9 protein-coding genes are annotated in these 12,085 nt (G+C 59.2%); 4 read left to right on the top strand and 5 right to left on the bottom strand.

Annotation, left to right across the window (positions count from 1 at the left end; translation table 11 throughout):
- Positions 1-3: 3 nt before the first annotated feature.
- On the top strand, positions 4-1,335 hold the full coding sequence (locus DCC27_RS03265; protein WP_110110200.1) for an alpha/beta fold hydrolase: 1,332 nt from the start codon (positions 4-6) through the stop codon (positions 1,333-1,335).
- A 24-nt stretch (positions 1,336-1,359) separates the two neighbouring features.
- Here the strand turns inward: DCC27_RS03265 and DCC27_RS03260 are convergent, their stop codons facing one another.
- The 4 genes from DCC27_RS03260 to coaE all read right to left on the bottom strand — a co-directional run bounded on the left by DCC27_RS03260 (position 1,360) and on the right by coaE (position 7,857).
- Positions 1,360-2,697 (bottom strand): TerC family protein, encoded by a 1,338-nt coding sequence (locus DCC27_RS03260; protein ID WP_110110108.1) that lies wholly within the window; start codon positions 2,695-2,697, stop codon positions 1,360-1,362.
- 172 nt (positions 2,698-2,869) lie between these two features.
- Positions 2,870-5,014 carry an excinuclease ABC subunit UvrB gene (gene uvrB / locus DCC27_RS03255; protein ID WP_110110107.1) on the bottom strand — a complete coding sequence of 715 codons (2,145 nt, stop codon included), beginning with the start codon at positions 5,012-5,014 and terminating at the stop codon, positions 2,870-2,872.
- Positions 5,015-5,096: 82 nt separating this feature from the next.
- The gene (locus DCC27_RS03250; RefSeq protein WP_168186068.1) at positions 5,097-7,097 is read right to left on the bottom strand and encodes an acyltransferase family protein; all 2,001 of its coding nucleotides are present in this window, start codon (positions 7,095-7,097) and stop codon (positions 5,097-5,099) included.
- 154 nt (positions 7,098-7,251) lie between these two features.
- Positions 7,252-7,857, bottom strand: a complete 606-nt coding sequence (gene coaE, locus DCC27_RS03245) for a dephospho-CoA kinase (RefSeq protein WP_110110105.1) — start codon at positions 7,855-7,857, stop codon at positions 7,252-7,254.
- A gap of 64 nt (positions 7,858-7,921) precedes the next feature.
- Between coaE and DCC27_RS03240 the strand changes: the two genes are divergently transcribed.
- Genes DCC27_RS03240 through DCC27_RS03230 form a run of 3 tightly spaced genes read left to right on the top strand, consistent with a single transcriptional unit; the run spans position 7,922 to position 10,371 of the window.
- Complete coding sequence (locus DCC27_RS03240; protein WP_110110104.1) at positions 7,922-8,605, top strand: YigZ family protein; 684 nt, start codon at positions 7,922-7,924, stop codon at positions 8,603-8,605.
- Entirely contained in the window at positions 8,602-9,744 is a 1,143-nt protein-coding gene (locus tag DCC27_RS03235; protein ID WP_110110103.1) for a class I SAM-dependent methyltransferase, read from the top strand. Before DCC27_RS03240 ends, DCC27_RS03235 begins: the two co-directional genes overlap by 4 nt.
- A gap of 51 nt (positions 9,745-9,795) precedes the next feature.
- Positions 9,796-10,371, top strand: coding sequence for a hypothetical protein (locus tag DCC27_RS03230; protein ID WP_168186067.1), 576 nt, complete (start codon positions 9,796-9,798; stop codon positions 10,369-10,371).
- Between the two features lie 123 nt (positions 10,372-10,494).
- On the opposite strand, the gene rpsA is transcribed toward DCC27_RS03230, so the two are convergent.
- Positions 10,495-11,961, bottom strand: coding sequence for a 30S ribosomal protein S1 (gene rpsA / locus DCC27_RS03225; protein ID WP_110098273.1), 1,467 nt, complete (start codon positions 11,959-11,961; stop codon positions 10,495-10,497).
- Positions 11,962-12,085 lie beyond the last annotated feature (124 nt).

The following is a 12,085-nucleotide window of genomic DNA, read 5'->3' as shown; positions in this document are numbered from 1 at the left end:
TCGATGAGCACCGGTGTGAACTCCAGTGAGTTCACCACCCGCCAGGATGGGTACCGGCAGCGCACCCACCGCGTGCAGGTTCCGGTTGATCACCACCAAGCCGGCGCAGTAACCGATCCTGAGATGCTGTGGGTCACCGCTCGCGAGTTTCGCCACCCCGACGATGACCCGGATTCCGAGATCAACACCAAGCCGTGGTTGATTTACTTCCAGGGCGGACCCGGCTCCCCCGGTCAACGGCCGGGCACCATCGGAGGATGGCTGGCCGAGGCACTGAAGACCTACCGGGTGATGATGCTCGACCAGCGTGGCACCGGTCTGTCCACCCCACTGAATCATCACACGTTGCGTGCCCGTGGGGATGCGTCCGCGCAGGCGGACTACCTAACTCATTTCCGGGCACCGGATATTGTGGCCGATGCTGAAGCCCTCCGAACAGGTCTCGGCATCGAGCCGTGGGTCTCGCTCGGCCAGTCCTTTGGCGGATTCTGTACACTCAGCTACCTCAGCTTCGCCCCTGAGGGTTTGCGCGGTAGCTTAATCACCGGCGGTCTAGCCCCACTGTCTGGACCGGCCGACCGCGTCTATCGGGCCACCTACGCGCGGATGCGGGCCCGCAACCAGGAATACTTCGACCGTTACCCGGAGGATCTGAGGGTGTTGGCACGGGTGTATCAGCGGGTTCGTGCCGGCGGAGTGGTCCTTCCCGATGGGTCGGAGCTCACCGTCCCTCGCGTGCAAACCCTGGGGATGATGCTGGGTGGCAATACCCGGGTTGACACCTTGCACTACGTGCTGGAGCAAGCGTTCATCCCGGGGACTGATCAGCTCAGCGATCACTTTCTGCACGCGGTATATGAGCAGGTATCCCGGGCCAGAAATCCGCTGTATCTGATCCTGCACGAAGCCATCTACGCTCAGCCGGATCAAGCCGCCGAGCCCACCAACTGGGCGGCCGAACGGATGCTGAGAGAGTATCCAGACTTCGATGCTGAGGTCACGCAGACCCCGTGGCTGACCGGTGAGATGTGCTACCGGTGGTATACCCGCACTGATCCGACGCTGATTCCGATCGCTGAGGCGACCGAATTGATTGCGCAACACACCGGGTGGGGCCGGTTATACGACCTCGAGCAATTGGCAGCGAACCAGGTGCCGGTGGCTGCAGCGGTCTATCGTGACGATGTCTACGTCGATCGCGACCTGTCACTGGAGACCGCCGGACGGGTGGCCAAGCTACAGGTGTGGGAGACCGATGCCTACCATCATGACGGGATCGGCCAGGCGGGGGCGAAAATCTTCACCCGCCTGCACACGATGATTCACGACCGGTAAGCACGGCGTCCGTCAGCCCGCTGGTTAGCGACGAGTCGAGTCTTGGCTTCGGGCACCCTCTTTCTCGGCGGAATCGTGTGAGTCCTCGATGTCGTCCGGCGGGTCAATAATCGAGCCGGACTCGTTGACCACCTGTTGTGAGACCGGGGCGGAACGGCCGGACCGTTGGACGTCTTCCAGTCGGGTCTCGTGGGCCTGACGGATAATGCTGGACCATTGGTCTTTATGTTCGATCAGCTCGTCTAGGTATTTATACTCGACCCGACGGGCCTTTTCAGTCCACTCATCCATTTTCGCAGCGGCCTTCTCGCGCTCTTGCTCGGTAGTGGAGTCATCCAGCTTGGAATACCGGAAGGAGAACTTCTCCGCATTCTGCAATGCGATCAGCGCCTTGCCCTTCTTCGAGGTCAACGAGGTGACAACCACCATGAGCAGGATGGCGATAATAACCACCAACGACATCTCGGTCGGAATTTCTTGAACCGGCACCGGTTCCCCACCGTTGATAAACGGCAAACTGTTCTCGTGGAGGGCGTGTAGCACCAGCTTGATGCCGATGAAGCCTAGAATGGCTGCCAAACCGTATCCCAAGTACACCAGACGGTCCAGCAAGCCATCGATCAGGAAGTACAGCTGGCGCAAGCCCATCAGCGAGAAAGCGGTGGCGGCGAAGACGATATAGGGCTCCTGGGTGACACCATAGATCGCGGGGATCGAGTCGAAGGCGAAGAGCACATCGGTGGCACCGATCGCGATCATGACCAACAACATCGGGGTGATCATCAGCTTGCCACGTTCTTTAGTGAACAGTTTGTCCTGGCGATAATCGTGTGAGACCGGGAAAATCCGACGGGCGGTGCGCACCATAATGTTTTCGGCCTCATTGGACTTCTCGTCGGCCGAGGTCAATTCGCCCTTGAGTTGCTGGCCGGCCAGCAGAATCAGGAACAGACCGAAGACGTAGAACACATCCGACCAGGCGTTGATCACGGCTGCACCGAGGAGGATGAAAATCGTCCGGGAGATCAGCGCGAAGGTAATACCGAACAACAGCACCTTTTGTTGGTACTCGCGCGGTACCTGGAAGTTGCTCATGATGATCATGAACACGAACAGGTTATCGATCGATAGTGACTTTTCAAGTAAGAACCCGGTGTAGTACTCCACGGCGTGGGAGGTATCGCCGAAGAGGAAAAATACCAGGCCAAACAGCAACGCCAGTCCAATGTAAATGGAGGACCAAATCGCGGCTTCTTTGATCGTGGGGGTATGGGCTTTCCGAGCGTGGGCAAAGTAGTCGAAAGCCAATAACCCCAGGATGATCGCAATGGTGACCAACCAGGTCACAAGGTTGATTTCCACAGGGAAGCTCCTTTGAGGATACGAGAATGAATCACAAGTCTCTCCCACTTGAGCTGATGGTCTCTGCTCAAGCCTCGCGCCCGGTTGAGAATAATCTCCACGTGCTGACGTTCGCGAGAAAGATCGGGATACTCCCCTGTTCGTGGACTACTGTAGCATCTCGACGATGATATTAGGCGTGTCCGGCTTGTTTCATCTGACGCAGTTCTTTTTTGAGCTCCGCCACCTCGTCGCGCAGGCGTGCGGCAAGTTCGAACTGCAGATCCGTGGCGGCCTGATGCATCTGCTGGGACATGTTGTCGATCAAGTCCTGCAGATCCTTGGCCGGAAGGGCAGCAATCTTCACGGCCTGCTGGCCCTCACGATCGGCCTGTTGGGATTTCTGTTCATCGGTGATCATCGAGGTGTAGCCACGGTGTCCCTCACCAAAATCAAAGCCGGCCTTGACCCCGCCCATGCCCGACAGGAAGTCTTCGGAGTCGGCATCCTCACGGGCCAGTTGGTCCGTAATGTCGGCAATGCGCTTACGCAACGGCTGCGGGTCGATACCGTGCTCGGTGTTATAAGCCTGCTGGATTTCACGACGACGGTTGGTTTCGTCGATAGCCTGTCGCATCGAGTCGGTGATTTTATCGGCGTACATATGCACCTGACCGGAAACGTTGCGGGCGGCACGACCAATAGTCTGAATCAGCGAGGTGGTTGAGCGCAGGAATCCTTCCTTATCGGCGTCCAAGATTGACACCAGCGATACCTCGGGCAAATCCAAGCCTTCGCGCAAGAGGTTAATGCCGACCAGCACGTCGAACGTGCCCTTGCGTAGCTGGGTCATCAGCTCCACCCGTTTGAGCGTGTCGACATCGGAGTGCAGATACTGGACCTTGACCCCGTGCTCGATCAGGTATTCGGTCAGGTCTTCGGCCATACGCTTGGTCAGGGTAGTAACCAGCACGCGTTCGTCACGCTCGACTCGCTGATTGATCTCGTCCATCAGGTCATCGATCTGGCCGTTGGTGGGCTTGACCACGACCTCGGGGTCGATGAGTCCGGTGGGTCGAATAATCTGTTCCACCACGCCGTCGGCTTGGGCCAGCTCGTAGGGGCCCGGGGTGGCCGACAGGTAAATGGTTTGGCCGATGCGCTCGAGGAACTCATCCCATTTCAGTGGCCGGTTATCCAATGCTGAGGGCAACCGGAACCCGTGATCGACCAGGGTGCGTTTACGCGACATATCCCCTTCATACATTCCGCCAATTTGGGGCACGGTCACGTGGGATTCGTCGATGATCAACAGGAAGTCATCGGGGAAATAGTCGAGTAAACAGTGTGGAGCAGAGCCGGGACCACGGCCGTCAATATGGCGCGAGTAATTCTCAATCCCGTTGCAGTAGCCCATTTGTTGCATCATTTCGAGATCGTAGGTGGTGCGCATCCGCAACCGTTGAGCCTCGAGTAACTTATCTTGGGCCTCTAACTCTGCCAGTCGCACGCGCAATTCATCCTCGATGGACTCGATGGCCCGAGCCATCCGATCATCACCGGCCACGTAGTGGGAGGCCGGGAAGATGTACATCTCGTCTTCTTCCCGGATCACGTGACCGGTCAGCGGGTGCAGGGTCTGGATCGAGTCGATCTCATCGCCGAAGAATTCCACACGGACCGCAAGCTCTTCATACATCGGGATGATCTCTACGGTGTCGCCACGGACCCGGAAGGTGCCACGGTGGAAGTCGTGGTCATTGCGCACATACTGCATATTCACGAACTGACGCAACAATTCGTCCCGGTCCAGCTCTTGGCACCGTTTGAGGGTGACCATCTGGCGGATATATTCCTCCGGGGTACCCAAACCGTAGATGCACGATACCGTAGAGACCACCACGGTGTCCCGGCGGGTGAGCAAGGCATTGGTGGCTGAGTGGCGGAGGCGTTCGACTTCCTCATTGATGGAGGAATCTTTTTCAATGAAGGTATCCGACTGCGGGACGTAGGCCTCGGGCTGGTAGTAGTCGTAGTAGGAAACGAAGTACTCGACCGCGTTGTGCGGAAGCAGGTCTCGCAATTCATTGGCCAGCTGGGCGGCCAGAGTCTTGTTCTGGACCATCACCAGGGTGGGACGCTGAAGTTGTTCAATGGTCCAGGCCGCGGTCGCAGATTTACCGGTGCCGGTGGCCCCCATCAGCACCACGTCTTTTTCCCCGCCACTGACACGCTCAGCCAATTCGGCGATAGCACGTGGCTGATCGCCAGAGGGTTGATAGGGAGATTCCACCTTGAAGGGCGCAACTTGCCGGGTGATTTCTTGGGCCAGACTCATGCCTCTACCCTACTCTTCTCCCCCCGGTCTGCCACCGCAAAAGCCCGGTCGTCAGACCCAGAGCGAACGTGCCAGCAACCCGTTAGGAGACCTGCGGTTCTCCCGACTGAGCCCGGGCCAAGGCCTTTTCGACGGTCTGACTGTACAGCGCGCGTCCCTGCTGGTCCTTGGGGTGCACCGAGTCATCGGCCAGCAAGTCAAGGTGGTCCTGGATGGCGTTATTCCAGTCGGCCAGGTAAATATCGTCGTGGTTCTTCACAGCTTCCCGGATGGCCCGGTTGGCCGGGTCGATCCAGGTTGCCCGAGACGGACCATAACCGGTCACCAACACCAGGCGCCGATCGGGACCGATGATCTCGCGAATGGTCTCGATCTGATCCTGGCTAATGACGGCGTTTGTGGCCAGCCCGACCACGACATAGGGTCGCAGTTTGCCCTCGGACTTCAACCGGTTCAAGATCTCCGGCGCAGACTGGATGGAGCGGGAAATCTCTGCATCGAGATAAATGCCGGGAAAATCCTGATTCAGGGTCTTTCCGGCAGCGACGAGGAGAGAATCACCGATCATCGTGATGTTCTCTCCAGTGACTTCTGGGCCGGGATGACCGACCGGTGAGGCGTGTTCGGTGGCAGTATCCTCAGCAGTTTCTGTAGCGGAGTCGCTGGGCGCAGCGGATGGGTCCTCGGCGGGTTGTTCCGAAGGTTGCTCCGAGGGCTGTTGGCCTGGTTCGTCCTGGGCTTCATCGTCGGACTCAGAGCCGATCACGAGGCGGTCTTGATCCCCGGCAGCTTGTTGCAGGGCTCGCTCGGCGCTGGATTGTTGTGGCGATACGGCAATGGCGGAACCCGCAGCGATCAATACCCCGGCCAGACCCGCAATGGTTGCGACCTTGGCTACCGGCATCAGCTGCGTGATTTGCGCTACCAGCTGACGACACCAGGTCAAAAACCCGTGGGTGCGGATGGGGGTTTCAATGAAGCGGTAGGACAGCTCCGCGAAAACGATGCTGAGCACGATGATCGGCAGTGCTGCCAGCAGCGGGTTCATCGTCGGGCTGAGGTAGTACATCAGCACCCACAGCGGCCAGTGCCATAGGTAGATCCCGTAAGAGCGCACGCCCAACCACACCAGGACCGGGTTCTCCAGGATGGCGGTCAACGCCAGGGCCGGTTGAGACGGGGCCACATCGTTGAGCAGACTGCGGACTGTGATGGCTACGGCCACACTAATCGCAACCATCCCCCAGGGATACATCAGGGACTCGGGTAGGACCATCATCATCGTGATGGCAGCCAGCAATCCCAGCCAACCGCCCACGCCCCACAGGGTGGGATAGCGCGTAGGATTGATCGGCATCTTCAGAGCACCCGGGATCGCTAAGGCGATGCCGGCGCCCAACATCAGACCCCAGAGGTGTGTGTCGGTACCCATGTAGGCACGGGAGAGGTCAACCCCAGACAACCAGACATGGGCAACGATCGACGTCGCGGCAACAGCGAAGACGACGGCGAGTCGTCGGGACCGGGACCAAAAGACGAGCAACGCAACGATGAGGGGCCAGAAGACGTAGAACTGTTGCTCCACGGATAACGACCACATATTGGTGAACAGCAACGGGGAGTTCTGTTCAAAATAGCTTGCACCATTGGCGATTTCGACCCAGTTATAGGTTCCGGTCAATGCACCAACCAACTGGCGTGGCAAGGACACGAGTGCATCGCCGCCGACCGCCAGAGCCAGAGCGGAGGCACCGATCAGGGTAACGACCACGGCCGGCACCAGCCGACGGAAGCGACGCAACCAGAAACTCTTGAGCTCAAGCCGTCCGTGACGGTGTAGTTGCTGGAGCAACAGGGCGGTGATTAAGAAGCCGGAGAGCACGAAAAACATATCCACACCGGCAAAGCCGGCTGGAGCCCACCCGGGAATGAGGTGATACACCAAGACGGCCATGGCGGCAATGGCCCGCAACCCATCAAAGCCACGCAACCGTGGGGGTCGTGCGGCGGTGTGGGAGCTCGTGTTGGTTCCATCGGCGGACACCGTCGTCGATGCCGGTCGCTCCGCTGTATATGACGCCATATTACGCATGCGCTTAGAATAGCTCTGAGATACCCGGCTCAGATCGGCAACACGACCGTGTTGCACAATTAAGATCTTTTCGCTATACCATGACCTACCGCTATCGAGCGGTTGGGCTTGACTGTCACTCCGCCCCTGTCAGACGTGGGTGAACTCACCGGGCGGAGTACAGCGACTGCCAGAGTTCGCTGACCTGTTGTTGTGTGTGTTCCAGCGATTGGGAATTGTCAATGACCCACGTGGCGATCTGGGTGCGTTGGGCGTCGGTGGCTTGGGACTCCATCCGGGCTTTGGCATCGACAGGGTCCATCCCTCGATGGGTGGTGAGCCGCTCTAGTCGAGTCTGCTGATCACATGTCACCACGATCACTCCGTCGAAACGCTCCGCTTGCCCGGTTTCGGCCAGTAAGGGAATGTCTTCAATAAGCACGGTCTCCCCTGAGCTTTCCGCGGTGGCAGCCTCAATCTGGCGCAGGGTCTCAGCCCGGACCGCCGGATGGACGATCGAGTCGAGTGTTTGGCGTGCTTGGTCGTCGTTAAACACGATCGAGGCCAGGGCTTGACGGTCCAGCTGTCCGTGTTCGTCGAGAAGGTGCTCACCAAAATGCTCGACCACTTCCTGTAGCACCGGTTGACCAGGGGCCATCAGCGACCGGGCAATGGCGTCGGCGTCAATGATGACTGCGCCCAGCTCGGCCAGCATCTTCGCCACCGTCGATTTACCGGATCCAATTCCTCCGGTCAGGCCGAGGTGTGTCATCGAGGTCCTCCTGGATGGTGGGCGAGCTCGGGCTCAGCTGGCGAAACCGCCTAGACTGTCGACTATGCCCGATTCACAGTGCTCATCCTATCTGGTCCCCGCCGCCAGGCGCGAGACCGACGGAGTCCGGTTGGAGATCAAGAAATCTGAATTCATCGCCTATGTGCACCGGGTTGAGAGCGAGTCTGCTGCCCGTGAGGTGATCGAGCGAATCCGGAAGCACCACCACGGGGCTCGACATGTGTGTTCAGCCTTTATTCTGGGGCCGGATCGGACGGTACAACGCTGCTGTGATGATGGTGAACCGGCCGGAACCGCCGGGATCCCGATGCTGCAAGCCCTGTATAGTTTCACTCACCCTCGGTTCGACGGGTATCTGTCCGACACGGTGGTGGCAGTGGTGCGATATTTTGGTGGGATTAAACTCGGTGCCGGTGGCCTAGTCCGTGCCTATACGGATGCCGTTGTCGCTGGGCTCGAGTCCACAGTGGTGCGACGTCGGGCGCGGGTGTTGTTGTATGAGGTTGCCGCACCGCACGCCGATGCCGGTCGGTGGGAGAACGAGTTGCGTGCCACCGGTGTCGAGGTGTTTGGGACCAATTATGGTGGCACCTCGGCCCACATTCAGCTCGGTACCCGCGACGAACGCGGTGCAGTGGAGAAACTCCGGACTGATCTGGCCACGATCACCTCGGGAGCTGCCCATCCGGTAGCAACCGGCACGCAATTGATGGATATCAGCTCATGACCGATCACCCTCAATCACCGACGCACCGTGTTGCCACCGGTGTCGATCGACTCTTGCTCGACCAACTCGATGAGCTACTCGAGCAGTCACCGAGCTATCGGGATCTGCCCGTCGTGGTGGTGAACGAGACCGAGGGAACAGTGGCCGCGGAGCTGAGAAGCCGGGGCATGCCACTGCGCGTGGTGCAAGATTCGGCGCTACTCTTCGATCGGCTCAGGGCACAAGCCGATCTCGCCCACGAACCGTGGGATGATGTGGTGAGCCGCGAGATCCTCCAGGGTGCCGGCACGGTGCTGTATCGGTTGCCGCGCCCGTTGGAAGCGGTGGAGGAAACCGCATGGCATGTGGCCCGCTGGGCCGAGGAGACCGTAGTGTTACTCGCCGGGGCACGACAGAAAGATCTGCAACGGTCGGTTAATGACCGTTTGGGCCAATATTTTGGGCACGTTTCGGCCTCGCGCGGTGCGTATAAGGCCCGTGTTATTCGTGCCCGTGACCCACACCTCCCAGATGCGACACGCCAGATCCCACCACGGATCCCCCGGGTGAACACCGACCGGGTGCTTGACCACGAGCTGGCACTGCGCGCCTACGGGCTAACGTTTGGTGCCGCCCGGGTTGATCCGGGTACCCGGTTGATGCTGGAGACGATTTTGGGAACCACCCATGCTTTCCAGGATGCTATCCGAGGTGCGGGTACAGCCGTTGATCTGGGCAGTGGTAATGGCACGGTGGCTACCGTGCTGGGATTGGAGACCTCCATCCCGCAGATTATTGCCACCGATGATTCAGCTGCCGCTGTCTGTGCAACGCGCGCGACCCTGGTGGCGAACGGGTTGGACAATAACAGTCGCTTCGCGGTCTACCACCAGCCCGATACGAAGCAACTTGCTGATGCGTCGGTTGATCTGGTGGTGTTGAATCCACCCTTCCATCACGGGTCCTCGGCGGTGACCCGGCAGATTGCACTCGACCTGTTTGTCGCAGCGGGCAGGGTGCTGACCGCGAACGGCTTATTGGTGGCCGTATGGAATTCGGGGCTACAGTATCGTCCGCAGCTGGAACGTCTGGTGGGTCCGACGACACAGTTGGCGCGGACCAAATCCTTTACGGTGACTATCTCTGAAGTCATCCGCTAGGCCAGCCAGGCTATTCTCATGATAAGCGCAAGAGAGGAAAGGCACCCATCAATGTTGATCAAAGTGTGCGGAGTGACCCGGGCGGAGCATGTCGAATGGGCAGCTGAGCTCGGCTACGATGCGGTGGGTTTCATGTGTGTTCGGAACTCACCTCGGTATGTCCCGGTTGAGCAACTGGCTGATCTCGCGCGGGTAGCCCGGAACAGGATTCGGACGATGGCAGTGGGGATGACCTTTACCGAGGTGGAACAGGCTCTCGATCTTGTCGATGCCGTCCAACTCTATGAGTATGATCCTCGGCCAACACACTTGGCTGTGGCCTCAGCTGAAGCCCCCACCCGTGCCGATGCCCACCCTAATGTCGAGTATTGGTTCTACGACATCAGCCACGGCACCGGGTCCTTTACCGCTCCCCCAGATTGGATTCACGAGGCCAGGATTCCGGTGGTGTTAGCCGGTGGGCTCCATCCCGAGAACGTCGCCGAGGTGGTCCGAAATTACCATCCGGCGGGGCTCGACGTCTCCAGCGGGGTGGAGAAGGAACGAGGGGTCAAGGATCGGCACCTGATGGAAGCATTCATCCGCCGTGCTCGGCAGGCTCAGACCACCCCGTCGTCTGAGGCCTAGCGTATGTCATCGTAGCGATGGTAGCCATCATCAAAACAGTGGGCCCGAGGGAAGTTTCCCTCGGGCCCACTGTTCTCGACAGTTCATCTCAGTCAGCGGCTCGACGAACTGGACAGGCAATGTTTAGTGGCCGGTAAGCTTCTCACGCAGAGCAGCCAGCGCTTCATCGGACGCCAGGGTACCGGCGTCATCAGCATCGGAGTGCTCTTCTTCGGAAGAATACGAAGCCTGGCCGGTGTCGACCGGTCCAGCTGCGGCAGCTTCGGCACTGTCGGCCAGGTGGCGAGCAACCTGTTCCTTGTGAGCTTCCCAGCGGGCCTGAGCATCGGCGTAGTCCTGCTCCCAAGCAGCACGTTGCTCTTCGTAGCCTTCCATCCACTCGTTGGACTCGGGGTCGAAGCCCTCGGGGTACTTGTAGTTGCCTTCTTCGTCGTAGTCGGCGGCCATACCGTATAGGGCCGGGTCGAACTCGGTGCCTTCGGGGTCAACGCCCTCATTGGCTTGCTTGAGCGACAGCGAGATGCGACGACGCTCCAGGTCGATGTCGATGACCTTGACGTAGACGATTTCGCCGACGGAGACAATCTGCTCGGCGGTATCGATGTGACGGTGTGCCAATTCGGAGATGTGCACCAGACCTTCGATGCCGTCTTCGACGCGGACGAAAGCACCGAACGGTACCAGCTTGGTGACCTTACCGGGCACGATCTGACCCAGAGCGTGGGTACGGGCGAACAGCTGCCACGGATCTTCCTGAGTGGCCTTCAACGACAAGGAGACGCGTTCACGGTCCATGTCGACGTCGAGGACCTCAACGGTGACTTCCTGGCCCACTTCGACAACCTCAGAGGGGTGGTCAATGTGCTTCCAGGACAGCTCGGAAACGTGAACCAGACCGTCGACGCCACCCAGGTCCACGAAGGCACCGAAGTTGACGATCGAGGAGACCACACCGTTGCGGACCTGACCCTTCTGCAAAGCCTGCAGGAAGTTCGAACGAGCCTCGGACTGGGTCTGCTCCAGCCAGGCACGGCGGGACAGCACCACGTTGTTGCGATTCTTATCCAATTCGATGATCTTAGCTTCCAGCTGCTGACCGATGTAGGGGGCCAGGTCGCGAACGCGACGCATTTCAACCAGGGATGCCGGCAGGAAGCCACGCAGCCCGATGTCAAGGATCAGGCCACCCTTGACCACCTCGATGACGGTACCGGTGACCACACCGTCTTCGTCCTTGATCTTCTCGATGTCGCCCCAAGCCCGCTCGTACTGAGCACGCTTCTTGGACAGAATGAGACGGCCTTCTTTATCTTCCTTGGTCAGCACCAGGGCTTCAATGGAGTCGCCCACCGCCACGACATCGTCGGGATCAACGTCGTTCTTGATGGACAGTTCGCGAGACGGGATCACACCCTCGGTCTTGTAGCCGATATCGAGCAGGACCTCGTCGCGGTCGACTTTGACGACGGTGCCAGCCACCAGGTCGCCATCGTTAAAGTATTTGATGGTCTCATCGACGGCATTGAGGAAATCGTCTTCCGTTCCAATGTCGTTGACGGCAACCTGTGGGGCATTGGTAGTAGTGGTCATGTAGTAGGGACTCCGAATGGATATGGTTTATTAACTAATGGTCTTTGGATGTTGAGAACGACCTCGCTATCGTGAAGACGCCTCAGCGTCGGTGCGGGGAAATCTCAGCAGAGGGCCGGCATGC

Origin of the sequence: Auritidibacter sp. NML130574 (assembly GCF_003185725.2) — a bacterium.
GTDB lineage: Bacteria > Actinomycetota > Actinomycetes > Actinomycetales > Micrococcaceae > Auritidibacter > Auritidibacter ignavus.
Note: the sequence above shows the minus strand (reverse complement) of the source record. Positions and strands in the feature narration are given on the sequence as shown.